The sequence below is a fragment of the Streptococcus sp. CCUG 71758 genome (genome assembly GCF_011714815.1).
Taxonomy (GTDB): Bacteria; Bacillota; Bacilli; order Lactobacillales; family Streptococcaceae; genus Streptococcus; species Streptococcus halitosis.
The window spans coordinates 15,962-36,177 of the sequence record NZ_RXXO01000007.1; the positions used below are offsets into that span (position 1 = coordinate 15,962).

23 protein-coding genes and 1 pseudogene are annotated in these 20,216 nt (G+C 42.0%); 23 read left to right on the forward strand and 1 reads right to left on the reverse strand.

Annotation, left to right across the window (positions count from 1 at the left end):
- Positions 1-32 precede the first annotated feature (32 nt).
- From EKB01_RS08795 to EKB01_RS08820, 6 genes and pseudogenes are all read left to right on the forward strand, one after another.
- Positions 33-1,313: an MATE family efflux transporter gene (locus tag EKB01_RS08795; protein ID WP_109289444.1), complete on the forward strand. Its 1,281-nt coding sequence runs from the start codon at positions 33-35 to the stop codon at positions 1,311-1,313.
- A gap of 3 nt (positions 1,314-1,316) precedes the next feature.
- Positions 1,317-1,937 carry an HAD family hydrolase gene (locus EKB01_RS08800; protein WP_084852895.1) on the forward strand — a complete coding sequence of 207 codons (621 nt, stop codon included), beginning with the start codon at positions 1,317-1,319 and terminating at the stop codon, positions 1,935-1,937.
- A 165-nt stretch (positions 1,938-2,102) separates the two neighbouring features.
- Positions 2,103-3,329 (forward strand): LysM domain-containing protein, encoded by a 1,227-nt coding sequence (locus EKB01_RS08805; RefSeq protein ID WP_167266633.1) that lies wholly within the window; start codon positions 2,103-2,105, stop codon positions 3,327-3,329.
- Positions 3,330-3,479: 150 nt separating this feature from the next.
- Positions 3,480-4,343: a DUF2262 domain-containing protein gene (locus tag EKB01_RS08810; RefSeq protein WP_167266636.1), complete on the forward strand. Its 864-nt coding sequence runs from the start codon at positions 3,480-3,482 to the stop codon at positions 4,341-4,343.
- Positions 4,344-4,501: 158 nt separating this feature from the next.
- Positions 4,502-4,927, forward strand: a complete 426-nt coding sequence (locus tag EKB01_RS08815; protein ID WP_000723482.1) for a MarR family winged helix-turn-helix transcriptional regulator — start codon at positions 4,502-4,504, stop codon at positions 4,925-4,927.
- Between the two features lie 10 nt (positions 4,928-4,937).
- Positions 4,938-5,301: pseudogene (locus EKB01_RS08820) on the forward strand (DUF1304 domain-containing protein).
- Between the two features lie 40 nt (positions 5,302-5,341).
- Here EKB01_RS08820 and EKB01_RS08825 read toward each other — a convergent pair.
- On the reverse strand, positions 5,342-6,199 hold the full coding sequence (locus EKB01_RS08825) for a DUF975 family protein (RefSeq protein WP_167266639.1): 858 nt from the start codon (positions 6,197-6,199) through the stop codon (positions 5,342-5,344).
- Positions 6,200-6,315: 116 nt separating this feature from the next.
- Between EKB01_RS08825 and tgt the strand changes: the two genes are divergently transcribed.
- The 17 genes from tgt (at position 6,316) to jag (ending at position 20,192) form a co-directional block, all read left to right on the forward strand.
- Positions 6,316-7,458, forward strand: coding sequence for a tRNA guanosine(34) transglycosylase Tgt (tgt, locus tag EKB01_RS08830; protein WP_167266641.1), 1,143 nt, complete (start codon positions 6,316-6,318; stop codon positions 7,456-7,458).
- A gap of 133 nt (positions 7,459-7,591) precedes the next feature.
- Complete coding sequence (locus EKB01_RS08835) at positions 7,592-9,409, forward strand: acyltransferase family protein (protein ID WP_167266644.1); 1,818 nt, start codon at positions 7,592-7,594, stop codon at positions 9,407-9,409.
- A 140-nt stretch (positions 9,410-9,549) separates the two neighbouring features.
- On the forward strand, positions 9,550-10,701 hold the full coding sequence (gene nagA, locus EKB01_RS08840; RefSeq protein ID WP_001134442.1) for an N-acetylglucosamine-6-phosphate deacetylase: 1,152 nt from the start codon (positions 9,550-9,552) through the stop codon (positions 10,699-10,701).
- 156 nt (positions 10,702-10,857) lie between these two features.
- The gene (locus EKB01_RS08845) at positions 10,858-11,223 is read left to right on the forward strand and encodes a DUF1033 family protein (RefSeq protein WP_167266647.1); all 366 of its coding nucleotides are present in this window, start codon (positions 10,858-10,860) and stop codon (positions 11,221-11,223) included.
- 62 nt (positions 11,224-11,285) lie between these two features.
- Positions 11,286-12,227, forward strand: coding sequence for a competence type IV pilus ATPase ComGA (comGA, locus tag EKB01_RS08850; protein ID WP_000249583.1), 942 nt, complete (start codon positions 11,286-11,288; stop codon positions 12,225-12,227).
- On the forward strand, positions 12,175-13,191 hold the full coding sequence (gene comGB / locus EKB01_RS08855) for a competence type IV pilus assembly protein ComGB (RefSeq protein WP_167266650.1): 1,017 nt from the start codon (positions 12,175-12,177) through the stop codon (positions 13,189-13,191). The genes comGA and comGB overlap by 53 nt, the downstream gene beginning before the upstream one ends.
- A gap of 1 nt (position 13,192) precedes the next feature.
- On the forward strand, positions 13,193-13,516 hold the full coding sequence (gene comGC, locus EKB01_RS08860; protein WP_167266652.1) for a competence type IV pilus major pilin ComGC: 324 nt from the start codon (positions 13,193-13,195) through the stop codon (positions 13,514-13,516).
- Positions 13,479-13,913 (forward strand): competence type IV pilus minor pilin ComGD, encoded by a 435-nt coding sequence (gene comGD / locus EKB01_RS08865; protein WP_167266655.1) that lies wholly within the window; start codon positions 13,479-13,481, stop codon positions 13,911-13,913. Before comGC ends, comGD begins: the two co-directional genes overlap by 38 nt.
- Positions 13,876-14,178 carry a competence type IV pilus minor pilin ComGE gene (gene comGE, locus EKB01_RS08870; RefSeq protein WP_167266658.1) on the forward strand — a complete coding sequence of 101 codons (303 nt, stop codon included), beginning with the start codon at positions 13,876-13,878 and terminating at the stop codon, positions 14,176-14,178. The genes comGD and comGE overlap by 38 nt, the downstream gene beginning before the upstream one ends.
- Entirely contained in the window at positions 14,141-14,602 is a 462-nt protein-coding gene (gene comGF / locus EKB01_RS08875) for a competence type IV pilus minor pilin ComGF (RefSeq protein ID WP_002883335.1), read from the forward strand. Before comGE ends, comGF begins: the two co-directional genes overlap by 38 nt.
- Positions 14,580-14,993, forward strand: coding sequence for a competence type IV pilus minor pilin ComGG (gene comGG, locus EKB01_RS08880; protein ID WP_000265642.1), 414 nt, complete (start codon positions 14,580-14,582; stop codon positions 14,991-14,993). The genes comGF and comGG overlap by 23 nt, the downstream gene beginning before the upstream one ends.
- A gap of 32 nt (positions 14,994-15,025) precedes the next feature.
- Positions 15,026-15,613: a class I SAM-dependent methyltransferase gene (locus EKB01_RS08885; protein WP_000679761.1), complete on the forward strand. Its 588-nt coding sequence runs from the start codon at positions 15,026-15,028 to the stop codon at positions 15,611-15,613.
- A gap of 60 nt (positions 15,614-15,673) precedes the next feature.
- Entirely contained in the window at positions 15,674-16,627 is a 954-nt protein-coding gene (locus EKB01_RS08890; RefSeq protein ID WP_000345143.1) for a class I SAM-dependent methyltransferase, read from the forward strand.
- A 50-nt stretch (positions 16,628-16,677) separates the two neighbouring features.
- Positions 16,678-17,868: an acetate kinase gene (locus tag EKB01_RS08895; protein ID WP_084940302.1), complete on the forward strand. Its 1,191-nt coding sequence runs from the start codon at positions 16,678-16,680 to the stop codon at positions 17,866-17,868.
- A gap of 149 nt (positions 17,869-18,017) precedes the next feature.
- Positions 18,018-18,389, forward strand: a complete 372-nt coding sequence (rnpA, locus tag EKB01_RS08900) for a ribonuclease P protein component (protein WP_000748120.1) — start codon at positions 18,018-18,020, stop codon at positions 18,387-18,389.
- Positions 18,364-19,191, forward strand: coding sequence for a membrane protein insertase YidC (locus EKB01_RS08905; RefSeq protein WP_162838150.1), 828 nt, complete (start codon positions 18,364-18,366; stop codon positions 19,189-19,191). The genes rnpA and EKB01_RS08905 overlap by 26 nt, the downstream gene beginning before the upstream one ends.
- A 14-nt stretch (positions 19,192-19,205) precedes the next feature.
- Entirely contained in the window at positions 19,206-20,192 is a 987-nt protein-coding gene (gene jag, locus EKB01_RS08910) for an RNA-binding cell elongation regulator Jag/EloR (protein ID WP_057488754.1), read from the forward strand.
- Positions 20,193-20,216 lie beyond the last annotated feature (24 nt).

The window sequence follows — 20,216 nt, forward strand, 5'->3', positions numbered from 1 at the left end:
CCAACTGAGTTTCTTTTCATCAGGAGGAGAGATTGTTTAAGAAAAATAAAGACATTCTTAATATTGCATTGCCGGCTATGGGCGAAAACTTTTTGCAGATGCTCATGGGTATGGTGGACAGTTATTTGGTCGCTCACTTGGGCTTAATCGCTATTTCAGGTGTTTCAGTGGCTAGCAATATTATCACGATTTACCAGGCGATTTTTATCGCTCTGGGAGCTGCTATTTCCAGTGTTATTTCAAAAAGTATGGGGCAGAAAGATCAGTCCAAGTTGGCTTATCACGTGACAGAAGCGCTGAAGATTACCTTGCTACTAAGTTTTCTTTTAGGGGCTTTATCCATCTTTGCTGGGCAAGAAATGATTGGACTTTTGGGAACTGAGCAGGAGGTGGCTGAGAGTGGTGGGCTCTACCTATCTTTGGTGGGTGGATCGATTGTTCTCTTGGGCTTGATGACCAGTCTAGGTGCCTTGATTCGTGCAACGCATAATCCGCGTCTACCCCTCTATGTTAGTCTTTTATCCAATGCCTTGAATATTCTTTTTTCAAGTCTAGCTATTTTTATCCTTGATATGGGCATAGCGGGTGTTGCTTGGGGGACTATCTTGTCTCGTTTGGTTGGTCTTGGGATTTTGTGGTCGCAATTAAAGCTACCTTTTGAGAAACCGACTTTTGGACTGGATAAAGACTTACTGATCTTGGCTTTGCCAGCAGCTGGAGAGCGCCTCATGATGAGGGCTGGAGATGTGGTTATCATTGCCTTGGTCGTTTCTTTTGGGACGGAGGCAGTGGCGGGAAATGCAGTTGGAGAAGTCTTGACCCAGTTTAATTATATGCCTGCCTTTGGCGTCGCTACGGCAACGGTCATGCTGGTGGCTCGAGCGGTTGGAGAGGATAATTGGAAAAGAGTAGATAATTTGAGCAAACAAGCCTTTTGGCTTTCTCTGCTCCTCATGTTGCCCTTAACTCTCAGTATCTATGCCTTGGGGACACCATTGACTCATCTCTATACGACCGACCCTGTAGCAGTCGAAGCGAGCGTTTTGGTGGCACTGTTTTCTCTATTGGGGACTCCCATGGCGACAGGGACAGTTATATATACGGCAGTTTGGCAGGGCTTGGGAAATGCTCGCCTCCCCTTTTATGCGACAAGTATTGGGATGTGGTGTATCCGTATAGGAACAGCCTATCTGATGGGGATTGTTCTTGGTTGGGGCTTGCCTGGTATTTGGGCAGGGACTCTCTTGGATAATGGTTTCCGTTGGTTATTTCTACGTTACCGTTACCAGCGTTATATGAGTTTGAAAGGATAGAAGATGCAAAAAACAGCTTTTATTTGGGATTTAGACGGGACTTTATTGGATTCTTACGAAGCGATTTTGTCAGGGATTGAGGAGACTTTTGGTCAGTTTTCTATTCCTTATGATAAGGAGAAAGTGAGAGAGTTTATCCTCAAGTTTTCTGTGCAGGATTTGCTGGTGCAGGTGGCAGAAGAGAGAAATCTGAATGCGGAAGTGCTCAATCAGGTACGTGCCCAGAGCCTGGCTGAGAAGAATGCTCAGGTAGTTTTGATGCCATGTGCACGTGAGGTGTTGGCTTGGGCAGACCAAGTAGGGATTCGGAACTTTGTTTACACTCATAAAGGGGACAATGCTTTTACTATTCTAAAGGATCTGGGATTGGAATCCTATTTTACAGAGATTTTAACCAGTCAGAGTGGCTTTGAGCGCAAGCCTAGTCCAGAAGCGGCTACCTATTTGTTAGACAAGTATCAGCTGGATCCTGAGAAGACCTATTATATAGGGGACCGGACTTTAGATGTGGAATTCGCCCAGAATAGCGGCATTCAAAGCATCAACTTTTTAGAGTCTTCTTTTGAAGGCAATCACATGATTCGAGCACTAGCAGATATTCCTCATATTTTTGAGAGTAAGTAACGAGAAGATTGTGTCAGTTGTGTGACAGAGACCTAACAAACTATTTCAAGTAATCGAGTTTGTTACAAGGAATAGACAGTTCTATTAAATAGGCCCGAGAGGGCTTTTTTTCAGCTTTTTTTGTGTTATGATAGACAGGTACTCATTTGAAAGGAATATGAACGAATGAAGAAAAGAATGATTTTAGCCTCAACAGTAGCCTTGTCATTTGCCCCAGTATTGGCAACTCAAGCAGAAGAAGTCCTTTGGACTGCACGTAGTGTTGAGCAAATTCAAAACGATTTGACTAAAACGGACAACAAAACAAGCTATACAGTACAGTATGGTGATACCTTGAGCACCATTGCAGAAGCCTTGGGTGTAGATGTCACAGTTCTTGCTAATTTGAACAAAATTACCAATATGGACTTGATTTTCCCAGATACTGTCCTCACTACAACTGTCAATGAGGCAGAAGAGGTAACGGAAGTTGAAATCCAAACTCCTCAAGCAGACGCTAGTGAAGAAGTGACGACTGCGACAGCTGATTTGACGACGAATCAAGTAACAGTCGATGAACAAACAGTTCAAGTAGAAGACCTTTCTCAACCGATTGAGGAAGCTCCAACTGCAACAGAGATTGAAAAACCAGCAGAAGTAGCGTCAAGTTCAGAAGTTTCTGAGACAGCGACAGTTGCTGAAGAGAAACCATCTACAGAAACACCAGTAGCTGAAGAAACAGCAGAAACGACTCCAGCGGCAGCACCAGTAGCAGAAACACCAGTAGCAGAAACAACTAGTCCAGTTGAAGAAGCTCCAAAAGTGGCGACTCCAGCGACCGAAGAAACGGCAGCAACAACTCCAGCAGAAGCACCAGTAGCAGCTGCGCCGGCAACTGAAACGCCTGCTGATACAACAGGAACAAGTGCAGCAGAAGAAACAGCAGCATCAACAGCAACTTCTGACACTGTAACTTCGACTTATCAAGCAGAGCAAAGCCAAACTCCTTCAAGAACGTATTCAGCTCCAGCGGCTCCTGACTATGCAGGACTTGCTGTAGCTAAGTCTGAGAATGCTGGTCTTCAACCACAAACTGCAGCCTTTAAAGAAGAAGTAGCCAACTTGTTTGGGATTACATCCTTTAGTGGCTACCGTCCTGGTGACAGTGGGGACCATGGTAAAGGATTGGCCATCGACTTTATGGTCCCAGTGAGTTCAGCACTCGGAGATCAAATTGCAGAATATGCAGTCAAAAATATAGCTAGCCGTGGTATCAACTATATCATCTGGAAGCAACGTTTCTACGCTCCATATGATAGTAAATATGGACCAGCCTACACGTGGAATCCAATGCCGGATCGTGGTAGTGTGACCGAAAACCACTATGACCACGTTCACGTATCAATGAATTAAGAATAATAAGAAGCTATACATTTAAAATGTGTAGCTTCTTTTTGTGTAAAATAGTGTCGATAAGTGAAATAAAATCTAAAACATGTTAAAATGTAAGCGAATACAAAACTATACTAACGCTTTTAAGCATAGAGAGAAAGGATGAAGTGAATGACAAATCGATTAAAAACTCCATTTGAGAAAACAAGAGATGATTTTGAAGAGGAATTTTGTGGTGAAATTGTCGAATTCTTGATTTTTACCCTCCAAAATGTAACTGGGGCCGCTTCTTTAAAAGATGGTTGTAAAATGCCGTCCGTTCATTTTAAAGCTAGTGTCAATGTTGCAACCCAGAAATTCTCTGAACGTGAGGGACGTTTGGAATGGGTATTGACTCCTGAGGAATTTGAAGAAAAGAGATGGGGCTTTAGTTTTGAACCCTACAAAATTCATCATATCAAATGTCAAAAACGCCCCTTCATGGAGTTAGAGCCATATATGTCAGAAGTAGCTAATAACTGCTACCACTTGCTGGAATACCTAGATGACCAATCCTCAGACTCTAGGTTAGAGACCTTGATTGAAACCTATCAAAAACCGGTCATCATTCAAGACGATATTGGGGAATTCACCTTAAACAGAGCCTATTCTTGGTTTGAAGGATTTATCACTTACGAGGGTGGTAAGATTCATGCTATCTTTGCTGCGAGTGCAGATGAAAGTCTCCCTCCAAGTTCTTTTGATGATCTAAAGAAATTTATGGGAACTTTCCAAGTTCAAGATACTCGGATTAAAGACTATATTGTCAAAGAACTGTGGGAAACAGCCCAAGACTGGATAGATTCAGATGAAAATGATGTGGAGTTAACAGAAGAGTATTTTACCAACTCTCTTTCCTTGAGTGAACTATCGATCAACGAAGACGGGGAATTGACCCTCTACTATGATGATAGCGAGGAAATTTTTGCAGGCCATGCCATCGAAGTTGTCATTGATAAAGAGGGAGAAATCCTTCGAGCAGATTTGGTAGGTTAGTGCTGGATTTTATCTAGAATATAGAAATAATAGCCTTTTGGGATTGAAACCAAGAGGCTATTTTTCGTGAGTAAGCAAAATAGTTGCGTTTTTAATCTTTCTGTAATATACTTGATAAATCAATAGTTGATAAATCAAGTGTACGCAAGGAGGTAGAAATGAAAAAAATTAACGACTTACTGTACCAGCTCCATTTAACAGATCAGATGATCACTCAACTTTTTGAGAAACAATTGGGAATTAGTTTGACCCGCTATCAAATCTTGCAGTTTTTACTGCAGCAGTCACCCTGCAACCAGATTGCCGTTCAGGAGAAGTTGCAAATCGACCAGGCGGCCTTGACCCGTCATTTTAAGATACTAGAGTCAGAGGGCTATGTCAGTCGCAAGCGTAATCCGGCCAATCAGCGAGAAGTCTTAGTTGAATTAACCCAAGAAGCCAAGAATCAACTCTTAGTCAGTCCGCCTAAACATCATTTGCGAGTGAAGGAACAGATGGAGAGCATCTTATCGACAGCTGAGCAGAAAGAGCTAACAACTTTACTGACGAAACTAGTGTCAGGTCTAGAAAAAATAGAATTTTAAGGAGAAAACGATGTCAATCATTACTACTATTTTAGCAACTCTCGTTGCTTTAGAGCATTTTTACATTTTTTATTTGGAAAGTGTGGCTACGCAATCAGATACTACTAGTCGCGTATTTAATGTGGGTAAAGAAGAACTGGCTCGTCCTTCAGTGAGTTCATTGTTTAAAAATCAGGGGATTTATAATGCTTTGATAGGGGGGCTTTCTCTTGTATGGGATTTATTTTTCGCAAAGCTTGGAAATTGTGACCATCTTTGTTTTATTTGTGCTTGGTGCAGCGACCTACGGTTCTCTAACAGCAGACAAGAAGATTATTCTGAAGCAAGGTGGACCCGCTATTTTGACTTTGCTGAGTATTTTGCTTTTGAAATAAGAAATCCAGCGTCCTGTAAGACGCTGGTTTTTGTAGGTTCTTATCCATTTCGACGTTTACGGGCTAGGAGGGCTCTGTAAAAGAAGATATGATTGTTCTGGATATAGGGAAGGATTGAAAAACTAGCAATTCCAAAAGTAATCCAATTGAGGAAGTACCAAGGAAGTAGTTGTAAGTCGAGGACAAAGCGTTGAAACTTGTAACCCTTCATCAAGAAACGGCTGGTTTTCAGGATTTGACGGGGTTTAACCTGGCCTAAATCCAGAGTGTCGCAGAGGAGGAATTCTACCTGTGAGTAGGCATAATGTTGCGGAACGTAGAGGATATTCCCTACAATCATCAAGATGAGACTCGCGAAAAAGTAGAGTCCAAAGGTCATAAGGAATTGCTCGGTTTCAACGGATGAGAGGTCTAATTTTGGAAATTCAGGATGTAGGGCGACAAATCTCCGAGCCAAGAGATTGCTATAAAAGAGAAAATAAACGCCTACTAAGTTTGGAATGCTCCATAAAAAGAGGTAGAAACGTTTGAGGAGCAGAGTTAGGAAGGTTTGCGAGAAGCGCTCTTCAGCAAAGAGGGCCAGGCTTGATTTTACTGAGAGTTCTGTATCAGGATCCTTGAGGAGTCGGAGTGTCGCAAAGGCAGCACCTGCTAGAAAAATCGTGCTCACAAAAGAAACCACTAACGGGAAGAGATAGGCTTGGAGTACTTGTGCCAGCATGCTGAAAAAGGATTGCTCTAAAACACTTTCTTGGAGACGAGCCAAGGGGTTGAGAAAGCCTGACAAGATGACCAGCATACTAGGAAGGAGATAGACCAGAAGGAGGCGGGGATTTTCAGCCTGAAATTGCCTAGCCTGCAGACGAATAGTTTTTAAATCAATTTTTGGGTATTTCATTCTCTCATTATATCATAGTTCGTGACAGTTCCAGCTTTTTTTGATAAAATCATACAGTATGCCTTTGGGCACAAAGTATGAACTGGGACTGTCTTTCCCAGCTTCGGAGGTAGAAAATGTCAGATTCACCCATCAAATATCGTTTGATTAAGAAAGAAAAACACACGGGAGCTCGTCTAGGAGAAATTATCACCCCGCACGGTACCTTTCCAACGCCTATGTTTATGCCAGTTGGGACCCAAGCTACTGTCAAGACTCAGTCACCAGAGGAGTTGAAGGAGATGGGTTCAGGGATTATCCTGTCCAATACCTATCATCTCTGGCTTCGCCCTGGGGACGAACTCATCGCACGCGCAGGTGGTCTCCACAAATTTATGAACTGGGACCAACCCATTTTGACCGATAGTGGTGGTTTTCAGGTTTATTCTCTAGCGGATAGCCGAAATATCACCGAAGAAGGAGTAACCTTTAAAAACCATCTCAATGGATCCAAGATGTTCCTATCGCCAGAAAAGGCCATCTCTATTCAGAACAATCTAGGCTCAGACATCATGATGTCTTTTGATGAATGTCCTCAGTTTTACCAACCCTATGATTACGTTAAGAAATCAATCGAACGTACCAGTCGTTGGGCTGAGCGTGGTTTGAAGGCTCACCGTCGCCCACAGGATCAAGGTTTGTTTGGAATTGTGCAGGGGGCAGGATTTGAAGACCTTCGTCGTCAGTCGGCTCACGACCTTGTCGGCATGGATTTCCCAGGCTACTCTATCGGTGGTTTGGCTGTGGGAGAAACGCACGAAGAGATGAATGCAGTCTTGGACTTCACAACCCAACTCCTTCCTGAAAACAAACCTCGCTACCTGATGGGTGTGGGAGCGCCAGATAGCTTGATTGATGGAGTCATTCGTGGTGTAGATATGTTTGACTGTGTCTTGCCAACTCGTATTGCTCGTAACGGAACTTGTATGACCAGCCGAGGTCGTTTGGTTGTCAAGAATGCCCAATTCGCTGAAGATTTTACGCCACTGGATCCTGAGTGTGATTGCTACACATGTAAGAACTACACACGCGCTTATCTTCGTCACCTGCTCAAGGCTGATGAAACCTTTGGTATCCGCTTGACTAGTTACCACAATCTCTACTTCTTGCTCAACCTGATGAAGCAGGTCCGCCAAGCCATCATGGATGACAATCTCTTGGAATTTCGTGAGTATTTTGTAGAAAAATATGGCTACAACAAGTCAGGGCGCAATTTCTAAAGTGTAAAAATAGAATGCCAAAATCCTAAGTTTTCTCTTAGGATTTTTCCTATTTTTTTGATAGAATAGGGAGTATAATGGAATGGAAATTAGGTGGTGTTTTACTTCCTAATTTAATGGAGAATAGACTCGTATGCGTATTAAATGGTTTTCCTTGATTAGGATTACAGGTTTACTTTTGGTGCTTTTGTACCACTTCTTTCAAACAATCTTTCCTGGAGGATTCTTTGGGGTAGATGTCTTTTTCACTTTTTCAGGATTTTTGATCACCTCCCTCCTTTTAGAAGAATTTGGGAAGGCACATCAGATTGATTTGTTGGGCTTTTTTAAGAGACGGTTTTACCGCATCGTGCCACCTGTAGTGCTGATGGTTTTGGTGACCATGCCTTTTACTTTCTTGGTTCGTCAAGACTATGTTGCTGGAATTGGTGGCCAGATAGCTGGAGTTCTCGGTTTTATGACCAACTTCTACGAAATGTTAACAGGGGGAAGTTATGAATCCCAGTTCATTCCGCATCTCTTTGTTCATAACTGGAGTCTAGCTGTTGAGGTTCACTACTATATTCTCTGGGGATTGGCGGTTTGGTTCTTATCGAAACGTTCAAAATCTAGTAGTCAATTGAGAGGGATGGTCTTTCTTCTTTCTGCGGGAGCTTTCATCATTAGCTTTTTCTCCATGTTTATTGGTAGTCTAATGGCTAGTTCCTATTCATCTGTCTACTTTTCAAGTTTAACCCATGTCTATCCCTTCTTTTTAGGAAGCATTTTAGCGACAGTTGTAGGGGTTCGTCAGACGAGCGATTTAGTCAAGCAGTTTGACCGGACGTGGGATCTTCGTCAGAATTTACTGGTGTTTGCTGCAGGTCTTTTGGTATTAGTGCTCTTGACTTTCTTTGTCAAGTTCACCTACCTGTTTGCTTATCTATTCGGTTTCTTACTGGCAAGTTTAGCGGCCGTGACCATGATTTTTGCTGCGCGTGTCTTGCATGAGAAAACGCCTGAGATACGAGAACCTCATATAATCACATTTTTAGCGGATACCAGCTACGCGGTTTATCTCTTCCACTGGCCTTTTTATATTATCTTTTCTCAGTTGATGAGTAATCTGCCTGCTGTTGTTTTAACCGTTATCTTTTCCTATTTCTTTGCTATCCTATCCTTCTATATTATTGAGCCATTGATTGCTGGTAAGACCAACGCTTTAGTTAGAAAAATCACTAAGCTGCGTCATATCAAACCTATTAGTGCTAGTGTTGTGGGCGCCCTTTCTTTACTTACTTTGATTATCATAGCTGCAGCTCCTCAGGTTGGAGCTTTTGAGACAGACTTGATGATCAATGGTTTCAAGCAAGCTCAGACCAATATAGGACAAACAAAGACTCTGGCTGAACAAGCTGAAGTCAGTCGCCTAGGAATTTCTGAGGGAACGAGTCTGATTGGGGATTCAGTGACTTTACGTGCCAATACAGCCTTAAAAGAGGCACTTCCTGATACAAATATCAATGCTCAGGTTAGTCGGACGACCAAGCAAGCCAATGACATCATGCTCAATAATAGCCAGAACAAGGCGCTTTTAAAAACAGTTGTCATTGCAACGGGGGTCAACAATCCTGAAGGCTATAAGAATGATTTGGACAGCATCGTGAACAATCTACCGAAAGGACACCATCTGATATTGGTGACACCTTATGAGGGAGATAAGAGTAAGGACACTTACACATCAGTGGAGCAGTATGCGGCTTATGCACGGGAATTAGCTGAAAAGAATCCTTACGTGAGCATCGCTGACTGGAATAAGGTTGCTAAGGAGCACCCTGAAATCTGGGCTGGAACCGACCAAGTCCACTTTGGGAATGATAGCAACATGATTGAAGAAGGTGCTAAACTTTACGCAGAAACGATTGCAGCTGCTGTCAAGGCTGCTCAAGAACTACCTGTAAAATCAAAATAAAATTAAAGAGTTGGAGAAATCCAGCTCTTTTAAAATATCTCTAGAAAATAGGTCTATACCATTTACAAATGAAAAAGAAAGGTTTATAATGTAATTGACATAATAAATTCTAGAATCAATCTATCAAGGAGGTTATCATTATGCCTAATTATATTAAAGCGGATCAGTTTTTCTACCCACACGGAGTTCGTCGTGGCGGTTACTTGGAACTTGTGGATGGCAAGTTTGGCAAGCATGTAGAACAGATTCCTGAAGGAGCTGAGGTGATTGACTATACCGGTTATAGCATTGCCCCAGGACTTGTGGATACCCATATTCATGGATTTGGCGGTGTCGATGTCATGGATAATAATATCGAAGGAACCCTTCATACCATGAGTGAAGGATTGCTTAGCACAGGTGTTACCAGCTTCTTGCCAACGACGTTGACTTCCTCTTACGAGCAGTTGCTTGCGGTAACTGAAAATATCGGTGCTCGTTACCAGGAAGCAAGTGGAGCCAAGATTCGTGGGATCTATTTTGAAGGCCCTTATTTCACAGAGAAATACAAGGGAGCTCAAAACCCTGCTTACATGAAAGATCCTCGTATGGATGAGTTTCGTGCTTGGCAAAAAGCAGCTAATGGCCTGCTCAATAAAATTGCCCTTGCGCCAGAACGTGAAGGTGTAGAAGACTTTGTTCGTACAATTACGGGTGAAGGAGTGACTGTTGCTCTTGGACACTCCAATGCGACTTTTGATGAAGCTAAAAAAGCAGTCGATGCTGGAGCGAGTGTTTGGGTACATGCCTATAATGGAATGCGTGGGTTGACTCACCGTGAGCTCGGTATGGTGGGAGCCATGTATGAGTTGCCACATACTTACGCTGAATTGATTTGTGATGGTCACCACGTAGATCCAAAGGCCTGTGATATTTTGCTCAAGCAAAAAGGAACTGAAAATATCGCCCTTATCACAGACTGTATGACAGCTGGTGGCTTGGAAGATGGAGATTACATGTTGGGAGAATTCCCAGTAGTTGTTGCTAATGGAACTGCTCGCCTCAAATCGACAGGTAATTTGGCAGGTTCTATCCTTAAACTCAAAGATGGTTTGAAGAATGTGGTCGAATGGGGAATTGCGAATCCGCATGAAGCAGTCATGATGGCCAGCCTCAACCCAGCAAAATCTGTTCACATCGATGATGTCTGTGGTCAAATCCGTGAAGGTTACGATGCCGACTTTATCGTACTAGATAAAGATTTGGAATTGGTAGCAACCTACCTAGATGGTGTGAAACGTTATCAAGCCTAAGAAGATAAAAATAGGGGTCAATAAAGGACTCCTATTTTTATTATCAGATGAAAATAACAGGCTTCTTAAAGAAGTTTCTAATGGGGGAAATAAGCAAAATCCTTTTCTTGTATTAAAAAATTAGATATAATATACGGTACAAAGGAAGTAGTAAGAATGTATCGTGTTATAGAAATGTATGGGGACTTTGAACCGTGGTGGTTCATAGAAGGTTGGGAAGAAGATGTCATCATGAGTCAATCTTTTGACAAGTATTATGATGCTCTAAAATATTATAAATCATGCTGGTTTGAGCTGGAAAAGAAGAATCCTCTTTATAAGAGTCGGAGTGATTTGATGACTATTTTTTGGGATCCTGCTGATAAACGCTGGTGTGATGAGTGTGATGAGTATTTGCAGCAGTACCATTCTTTGGCACTTTTACAAGATGGGCAAGTCATTCCCGATGAAAAGCTACGTCCAGGTTATGAAAAACAAACAGGTCAAGAAAAGCACCGTTCTTGCCGTATGAAATGGAGATAAAAAAGTAACTTTTTAAGTTGCTTTTTTTATTTTTTTGCGAATAGTTAGATAAGGAGGGCGGTATGGTACAAGAAATTGCACAGAAAATTATTGCGACTGCGAAAGAAAAGAAGGCTCAGGATATCTATTTCATTCCCAAGGAAAAGTCCTACGAGCTTCACATGCGGGTTGGAGACGAGCGGTGTCTCGTTGACTCCTATGAGTTTGATGTTTTAGCTGCTGTGATTAGTCATTTTAAGTTTGTGGCGGGTATGAACGTAGGAGAGAAGAGGCGCAGTCAGCTGGGTTCTTGCGACTATCAGCATGGGGAGAAGAAGTCTTCTCTGCGTTTGTCTACCGTAGGAGATTATCGGGGGCATGAGAGTTTGGTCATTCGTTTGTTGCACGATGAGGAGCAGGATCTGAATTTCTGGTTTCAGGATATGAACGAACTGGGTGAGCAGTACAGGCAACGGGGACTCTATCTATTTGCAGGTCCAGTCGGAAGTGGCAAGACGACCTTGATGCACGAATTGGCCAAGTCTCTGTTTAAAGGGCAACAGGTTATGTCCATTGAAGATCCTGTCGAGATCAAGCAGGAAGACATGCTCCAGTTGCAGTTGAATGAAGCGATTGGCTTGACCTATGAAAATCTGATCAAACTGTCTCTCCGGCATCGTCCGGACCTCTTGATTATTGGTGAAATTCGGGATAGCGAGACAGCGCGTGCAGTGGTCAGAGCCAGTTTGACAGGGGCGACAGTTTTTTCAACCATTCATGCCAAGAGTATCCGAGGTGTTTATGAACGCCTTCTGGAGTTGGGTGTGACGGAGGAGGAATTAGCAGTTGTTCTGCAAGGAGTCTGCTACCAGAGATTAATTGGGGGAGGAGGAATCGTTGACTTTGCAAACAAAGACTATCAGGAACACCAGCCAACTAGCTGGAATGAACAGATTGAGCAGCTTCTTAAAGATGGACATATCACAAGTCTTCAGGCTGAAACGGAAAAAATTAGCTACAGCTAAGCAGAAGAAAATCATCACTTTGTTTAACAACCTCTTCTCCAGTGGCTTTCATTTGGTGGAAATTATTTCTTTCTTGGGGAGAAGTGCCTTGCTGGAAAAGGACTATGTGGCCCAGATGCACCAAGGATTGTCTCAGGGGAAATCTTTCTCAGAAATGATGAACAACTTGGGCTTTTCAAGTGCTATTGTGACCCAATTATCTCTAGCTGAAGTGCATGGAAATCTTCACCTGAGTTTGGGAAAGATAGAAGAATATCTGGATAATTTGTCCAAGGTCAAGAAAAAGTTAATCGAAGTAGCGACCTATCCTTTGATTTTGCTGGGATTTCTCCTGCTAATCATGTTGGGGTTGAGAAACTATTTGCTGCCTCAACTGGACAGTAGCAATATCGCCACTCAAATCATTGGCAATCTGCCACAAATTTTTCTGGGACTAGTGTTGGCTTGCTCTCTGTCTCTACTTTTAGCTCTCACTTTCTATAAAAGAAGTTCCAAGATGCGGGTCTTTTCTATTTTGGCACGGATTCCCTTTCTAGGAATCTTTGTCCAGACTTATCTGACAGCTTATTATGCGCGTGAATGGGGCAATATGATTTCACAGGGAATGGAGCTGACGCAGATTTTTCAGATCATGCAGGAACAAGGTTCTCAGCTCTTTAAAGAAATCGGTCAAGATCTAGCTCAAGCCCTGCAAAATGGCCGTGAATTTTCTCAAACCATAGTGACCTATCCTTTCTTTAAGAAGGAGTTGAGTCTCATCATCGAGTATGGGGAAGTCAAGTCCAAGCTGGGGAGTGAGTTGGAAATCTATGCTGAAAAAACTTGGGAAGCTTTTTTTACCCGAGTTAATCGTACCATGAATCTGGTACAGCCACTGGTTTTTATCTTTGTGGCCCTGATTATCGTTTTACTCTATGCGGCAATGCTCATGCCCATGTATCAAAATATGGAGGTAAATTTTTAAAATGAAAAAACTCATGACAAATTTAAAAAAAGCCAAGGTTAAAGCTTTCACTTTGGTAGAAATGTTAGTGGTTTTACTTATCATCAGCGTTCTTCTCTTGCTCTTTGTGCCCAATTTGACCAAGCAAAAGGATGCCGTAGATGACAAAGGAAAAGCTGCTGTTGTCAAGGTCGTGGAAAGCCAGGCAGAACTTTATCGTTTGGATAAAAATGATGATGCCAGCCTCAGCAAATTACAAGCGGACGGTCGTATCACAGCTGAGCAAGTTAAAGCTTATAAAGACTACCATGCAAAACAAAAAACAAGTCAAACTGTTGCAGATTAAGGCCTTTACTATGCTTGAAAGTCTCTTGGTTTTGGGACTTGTGAGTATCCTTTCTTTGGGCTTGTCTGGTTCTGTTCAGTCCAGTTTTGCGGCGGTAGAGGAGCAGATTTTCTTTATGGAGTTTGAAGAACTCTATCGGGAAACGCAAAAACGCAGTGTTACCAGTCAGCAAAAGACTAGTCTAAACTTAGATGGACAGACGATCAGCAATGGCAGTCAAAAGTTGACAATTCCAAAAGGAATTCAGGGACCATCAGGACAAAGCATTATATTTGATCGAGCTGGGGGCAATTCCTCTCTGGCTAAGGTTGAATTTCAGACTAGCAAAGGAGCGATTCGCTATCAATTATATCTAGGAAATGGAAAAATTAAACGCATTAAGGAAACAAAAAATTAAGGCAGTGATTTTACTGGAAGCGTTGGTCGCTCTAGCTATCTTTGCCAGCATTGCGACCCTTCTTTTGGGACAAATCCAACAAAATCGACGGTTAGAGGCAGAAATCTTGCAAAAGGAAGAAGTCTTGCGTGTGGCGAAGATGGCTCTGCAAACAGGGCAAAATCAGGTAAACATAAATGGAGTTGAGATTCAGGTATTTGCTAGTGAAAAAGGATTGGAGGTCTACCATGGTTCAGAGAAATTGCTCGATCTTAAAGAGCAGTAAGGTAAGAGCCTTCACTCTTTTAGAATCGCTGATTGCCCTTATCGTCATTAGCGGAGGTTTGCTCCTTTTTCAAGCTATGAGTCAGCTCCTCATTTCAGAAGTTCGTTACCAGAAGCAAAGCGAGCAAAAGGAGTGGCTCTTGTTTGTGGACCAGCTGGAGGCAGAGTTAGAGCGTTCGCAGTTTGAAAAGGTGGAAGGCAATCGCCTCTACATGAAACAGGATGGTAAGGATATCTCTATAGGGAAGTCTAAATCGGATGATTTTCGAAAGACGGATACCAGCGGAAGGGGCTACCAACCTATGGTTTATGGACTCAAATCAGCTCAAATTACAGAGGAAAATCAATTGGTTCGCTTTCGTTTCCAATTTCAAAAGGGCCTAGAAAGGGAGTTCATCTATCGTGTGGAAAAAGCAAAAAGTTAAGGCAGGTGTTCTTTTATATGCAGTCACCATTGCAGCCATTTTTAGCCTTTTGTTGCAGTTTTATTTGAATCGGCAAGTCGCCCATCACAAAGACTTTACCCTAAACAAAGAAAAGTTGGTCGCTTTTGCCATGGCCAAACGAAGCAAAGATAAGGCTGAGCAAGAGAGCGGGGAACGAGTCTTTAACTTAGGAAAAGTCAGGTATCAAAATACGAAAACAGGTTTTACAACAAGTGTTCGTATGAATAAGGGCAACTATGAATTTCTCTTTCCTCCGATGAAAATCCAAGAAAAGAAAACGGATAAAAAGGAAGAGGTAGCGACTGATTCAAGCAATCAAGCAGGGAAGAAAAAATCAGAAGAAAAGCCTGAAAAGAAAGACAATTCCTAGTCAATTCAACTACTTTGTGTTAAACTAAAAGCATGAAACATGATTTTAATCACAAAGCAGAAACCTTTGATTCGCCCAAAAATATCTTTCTTGCAAACTTAGTTTGTAAAGCAGTTGAAAAACAGATTGCTCTTCTATCAGACAAGGAAATACTGGATTTTGGTGGTGGAACAGGTCTGTTAGCTTTGCCCCTAGCCAAGCAGGCCAAGTCGGTTACCCTTGTAGACATCTCGGAGAAAATGCTGGAGCAAGCCCGTTTGAAAGCAGAGGAACAAGAAATCAGGAATCTTCAACTCTTGGAGCAGGATTTACTGGCAAATCCCTTGGAGCAGCAATTTGACCTAATTGTTGTCAGTAGGGTTCTTCATCATATGCCTGATCTAGATGCAACTCTTGCTATGTTTCACCATCATCTTAGGGAGAATGGACAGGTCCTCATCGCTGATTTTGTCAAGACAGATACCAACCATCATGGTTTTGATTTAGCTGAACTGGAAAACAAGCTAGCCCAGTTTGGTTTTTCGAGCATTGACAGTCAGATCCTTTACAGTGCCGAAGGTCTTTTCCTAGGAAATTACGCAGAGCTCTTTTTAACAGTAGCCCAAAAATCACTCGCCTAGTAAGGGAGTGATTTTTCTATAGGAATGGAAAAAAGGAGGGAAATTTGATAAGATAGAAATATGGATTTTGAAAAAATTGAACAAGCTTATACGTATTTACTAGAGAATGTCCAAGTCATCCAAAGTGATTTGGCGACCAACTTTTATGACGCCTTGGTAGAGCAAAATAGTATCTATCTAGATGGCGAGACCAATCTAGAGCAGGTCAAGGAGAACAATCAAGCCCTTAAGCGCTTAGCGCTTCGCAAGGAAGAGTGGCTCAAGACCTACCAGTTTCTCTTGATGAAGGCAGGACAAACGGAACCTTTACAGGCCAATCACCAGTTTACACCAGATGCCATTGCCCTCCTCTTGGTAATTGTTGTAGAAGAGTTGCTTCATAAAGAGGAAATTAGCATTCTCGAAATAGGTTCTGGTATGGGGATTTTGGGGGCTACTTTCTTGACTTCTCTCGCTAAAAAAGTAGATTACTTGGGAATCGAAGTGGATGACTTGCTGATTGATTTGGCAGCCAGTATGGCAGATGTGATTGGTTTGCAGGCTGGTTTTGTCCAAGGAGATGCCGTTCGTCCGCAAATGCTTAAAGAAAGCGACGTGGTCATCAGCGACTTACCTGTTGGCTATTACCCAGACGATGCCATCGCTTCACGCTATCAAGTGGCTTCTAGTCAAGAGCATACCTATGCCCACCATTTGCTGATGGAACAAGGCCTCAAGTACCTTAAGTCAGATGGCTATGCTATTTTTCTAGCTCCGAGTGATTTATTGACCAGTCCTCAAAGTGACTTATTAAAAGGGTGGCTCAAAGACGAAGTGAGTCTGGCTGCTATCATCGCTCTGCCAGAGGATATTTTCTCAACTGCAAGCCAAGCTAAAAGTATTTTTGTCTTACAGAAGAAAAGAGACAAGGAAATAGAACCCTTTGTTTACCCTCTTACTAGCTTGCAAGATCCGTCAGTTTTGTTGACCTTTAAAGAAAATTTTCAAAATTGGAGCAAAGGTACTGAAATATAAAAGAGATTTTGTTATAATAGATGAAAACGCTTAAAAAGAGGTATCATCTTATGACAAAAACAATTGCAATCAATGCAGGAAGCTCAAGCTTGAAATGGCAACTTTATCAAATGCCTGAGGAAAAAGTTTTGGCTAAAGGCTTGATTGAACGTATTGGATTGAAAGACTCAATTTCAACAGTAAAATTTAACGGTCGTTCGGAGCAACAAATTCTTGATATTGAAGATCACACACAAGCCGTTAAAATTTTATTGGATGACTTGATTCGTTTTGACATTATCAAAGGGTACGATGAGATTACAGGTGTCGGACACCGCGTCGTTGCAGGTGGTGAATATTTCAAAGAATCAACAGTTGTTGAGGGAGATGTGTTAGAAAAAGTTGAGGAATTGGGACTCTTGGCTCCTCTTCACAATCCGGCTAACGCAGCTGGAATTCGTGCATTTAAGGAATTACTTCCAGATATTACCAGTGTTGTTGTATTTGATACTTCATTCCACACAACCATGCCAGAGAAGGCTTATCGCTATCCTCTACCAACTAAATACTACACAGAAAACAAGGTTCGTAAATACGGTGCTCATGGTACAAGCCACCAGTTTGTCGCAGGAGAAGCAGCGAAACTTTTGGGTCGTCCTCTAGAAGATTTGAAATTGATTACCTGCCATATTGGTAACGGGGCTTCTATCACAGCTGTTAAGGGTGGGAAGTCTGTGGATACTTCTATGGGATTCACACCACTCGGCGGTGTGATGATGGGAACTCGTACAGGGGATATTGACCCTGCTATCATCCCTTATCTCATGCAATATACAGAGGATTTCAATACCCCAGAAGATATTAGTCGCGTTCTCAATCGTGAATCAGGGCTCATGGGAGTTTCTGGTCAGTCAAGCGATATGCGTGATGTGATTGCTGCCATGGAAGCAGGAGACCATGATGCAACTTTGGCTTATGAAATGTATGTTGATCGTATCCAAAAACATATCGGCCAATATCTTGCAGTCCTAAATGGAGCAGATGCGATTATCTTCACAGCAGGTATCGGTGAAAATGCTGCAAACGTACGTGAAGATGTCATCTCAGGTATCTCTTGGTTTGGTTGTGATGTGGATCCAGAAAAGAACGTCTTTGGTGTAACGGGAGATATCTCAACAGACGCAGCGAAAATTCGTGTCTTGGTTATTCCAACAGATGAAGAATTGGTGATTGCACGTGATGTTGAACGCTTGAAAAAATAAGTAAATGCACATAAAATTTGATTGTAGAAAGAAGTTGGGGAAGAGATTTTCCAGCTTTTTTTATGCAGAAAATGTCTAAAACCTTGCTGTTATTGGCTTTTTCAAAAAATATGGTATAATAGTAGTAATTTAATAGATGGAGTTGAGTTTTGAAGAAAAGCTTTCGTGTAAAAAGAGAGAAAGATTTTAAGGCGATTTTCAAGGACGGAACAAGTTTTGCCAATCGAAAATTTGTTGTCTACCAATTGGAAAACCAGCAAAACCATTTTCGAGTAGGACTGTCCGTCAGCAAAAAGCTGGGGAATGCAGTTACCAGAAATCAAATTAAGAGACGAATCCGACACATTCTACAAAGTGTAAAAGGGAGTTTAGTAGAGCATGTTGATTTTGTCGTGATTGCCCGAAAAGGGGTGGAAACCTTGGAATATGCAGAGATGGAGAAAAATCTACTCCACGTATTAAAGTTATCAAAGATTTACCAGGAAGGAAATGGGAGTGAAAAAGAAACTACAGTTGACTAGTTTGTTGGGCTTGTCCTTGGTTATCATGACGGCCTGTGCAACAAATAGTACAGCTAGCGATATAACAGCAGACTCGACAGATTTTTGGAGTAAATTCGTCTATTTTTTTGCTGAAATTATCCGCTTTTTGTCCTTTGACATTAGTATCGGAGTGGGGATTATCCTCTTTACGATCTTGATCCGGACGATTCTATTACCAGTCTTTCAGACACAGATGGTTGCCTCTAGAAAAATGCAAGAGGCTCAGCCACGCATCAAGGCTTTGCGAGAGCAATACCCGGGTCGTGATATGGAAAGTAGAACCAAGCTAGACCAGGAGATGCGTAAGGTTTATAAAGAGTTAGGAATCAAACATTCCTCCTCTCTCTGGCCGATTTTAATACAAATGCCGGTTCTCTTGGCGCTCTTTCAAGCCTTGAGTCGAGTAGACTTTTTGAAAACAGGTCACTTTTTATGGATTAATTTGGGAGGAGTAGATACAAGTTTTGTCCTTCCGATTTTGGCGGCAGTCTTTACCTTCTTGAGTAGCTGGTTATCGAATAAAGCTTTATCCGAAAAAAGTGGAGCTACGACAGGGATGATGTATGGTATGCCGGTACTGATCTTTATCTTTGCCATCTCTGCACCTAGTGGAGTTGCCTTGTACTGGGCTGTATCAAATGCTTACCAAGTTTTGCAAACCTATTTCTTGAACAATCCTTTCAAGATTATTGCTGAAAGAGAAGCAGTGGCGCAAGCAGAAAAAGATTTAGAAGGTAAGAAGAGAAAAGCCTTGAAAAAAGCACAGAAAAAGAAAAAATAAGGAGGAATCTTGTAATGGTACTATTTACAGGTTCAACGGTTGAAGAGGCAATCCAAAAAGGATTGAAAGAATTAGACATTCCAAGAATGAAGGCCCACATCAAGGTTGTTTCGAAAGAGAAAAAAGGGTTCTTAGGCTTGTTTGGTAAGAAGCCAGCTCAAGTTGATATCGAAGCGATTAGTGAAACGACAGTGATCAAAGCCAATCAGCAGGCTATTAAAGGGGTTCCAAAAGAAGTCAATGAAAAGAATGAACCAGTAAAGAGCGTCAGCGAAGCAACAGTTGATTTGGGGCATGTAGTGGAAGCCATCAAGAAGATTGAAGAAGAAGGTCAAGGTGTTTCTGAAGAGGTCAAGGCTGAAATCTTGAAAAATGAAAAACATGCCAGCACGATTTTGGAAGAAACAGGTCATATTTCAATTTTAAATGAACTGCAAGCAGAAGATGTTGCTGAGGAAGTTAAGTCTGCCCCAGAACAAGAAGCTGAAACGCAAGAAGTAGCGAGCCAATCGTTGGAAGATTTGGGCTTAAAAGTAGAGCCAAGTTATGATATCGAACAAGTGGCAACTGAAGTAGCTAGCTACGTTCAAACCATTGTAGATGATATGGATGTTGAAGGGACGATTTCAAGTGACTACAATCGCCGTACCATCAATCTTCAAATTGACACTAACGAACCAGGTCGTATTATCGGCTACCACGGAAAAGTCTTGAAAGCTCTTCAACTATTAGCGCAAAATTACCTTTATAATCGCTATTCAAGAACCTTCTACATCACAATCAATGTCAATGATTACGTTGAACACCGTGCAGAAGTCTTGCAAACCTACGCTCAAAAATTGGCGACTCGCGTTTTAGAAGAAGGGCGTAGCCAACAAACTGATCCAATGTCAAATAGCGAACGCAAGATTATCCATCGCATTATTTCACGCATGGATGGCGTGACGAGTTACTCTGAAGGTGACGAGCCAAATCGCTATGTTGTCGTAGATGCAGAATAAGCAAAGCAAAATCAGGTTCGTCCT

What these genes read in the sequence shown, in the direction of transcription:
- EKB01_RS08800 (WP_084852895.1), top strand. Translation starts at nt 1,317, where the DNA reads ATGCAAAAAACAGCTTTTATTTGGGATTTAGACGGGACTTTATTGGAT.
- EKB01_RS08805 (WP_167266633.1), top strand. Translation starts at nt 2,103, where the DNA reads ATGAAGAAAAGAATGATTTTAGCCTCAACAGTAGCCTTGTCATTTGCC.
- EKB01_RS08810 (WP_167266636.1), top strand. Translation starts at nt 3,480, where the DNA reads ATGACAAATCGATTAAAAACTCCATTTGAGAAAACAAGAGATGATTTT.
- EKB01_RS08815 (WP_000723482.1), top strand. Translation starts at nt 4,502, where the DNA reads ATGAAAAAAATTAACGACTTACTGTACCAGCTCCATTTAACAGATCAG.
- EKB01_RS08825 (WP_167266639.1), bottom strand. Translation starts at nt 6,199, where the DNA reads ATGAAATACCCAAAAATTGATTTAAAAACTATTCGTCTGCAGGCTAGG.
- tgt (WP_167266641.1), top strand. Translation starts at nt 6,316, where the DNA reads ATGTCAGATTCACCCATCAAATATCGTTTGATTAAGAAAGAAAAACAC.
- EKB01_RS08835 (WP_167266644.1), top strand. Translation starts at nt 7,592, where the DNA reads ATGCGTATTAAATGGTTTTCCTTGATTAGGATTACAGGTTTACTTTTG.
- nagA (WP_001134442.1), top strand. Translation starts at nt 9,550, where the DNA reads ATGCCTAATTATATTAAAGCGGATCAGTTTTTCTACCCACACGGAGTT.
- EKB01_RS08845 (WP_167266647.1), top strand. Translation starts at nt 10,858, where the DNA reads ATGTATCGTGTTATAGAAATGTATGGGGACTTTGAACCGTGGTGGTTC.
- comGA (WP_000249583.1), top strand. Translation starts at nt 11,286, where the DNA reads ATGGTACAAGAAATTGCACAGAAAATTATTGCGACTGCGAAAGAAAAG.
- comGB (WP_167266650.1), top strand. Translation starts at nt 12,175, where the DNA reads ATGGACATATCACAAGTCTTCAGGCTGAAACGGAAAAAATTAGCTACA.
- comGC (WP_167266652.1), top strand. Translation starts at nt 13,193, where the DNA reads ATGAAAAAACTCATGACAAATTTAAAAAAAGCCAAGGTTAAAGCTTTC.
- comGD (WP_167266655.1), top strand. Translation starts at nt 13,479, where the DNA reads ATGCAAAACAAAAAACAAGTCAAACTGTTGCAGATTAAGGCCTTTACT.
- comGE (WP_167266658.1), top strand. Translation starts at nt 13,876, where the DNA reads ATGGAAAAATTAAACGCATTAAGGAAACAAAAAATTAAGGCAGTGATT.
- comGF (WP_002883335.1), top strand. Translation starts at nt 14,141, where the DNA reads ATGGTTCAGAGAAATTGCTCGATCTTAAAGAGCAGTAAGGTAAGAGCC.
- EKB01_RS08885 (WP_000679761.1), top strand. Translation starts at nt 15,026, where the DNA reads ATGAAACATGATTTTAATCACAAAGCAGAAACCTTTGATTCGCCCAAA.
- EKB01_RS08890 (WP_000345143.1), top strand. Translation starts at nt 15,674, where the DNA reads ATGGATTTTGAAAAAATTGAACAAGCTTATACGTATTTACTAGAGAAT.
- EKB01_RS08895 (WP_084940302.1), top strand. Translation starts at nt 16,678, where the DNA reads ATGACAAAAACAATTGCAATCAATGCAGGAAGCTCAAGCTTGAAATGG.
- jag (WP_057488754.1), top strand. Translation starts at nt 19,206, where the DNA reads ATGGTACTATTTACAGGTTCAACGGTTGAAGAGGCAATCCAAAAAGGA.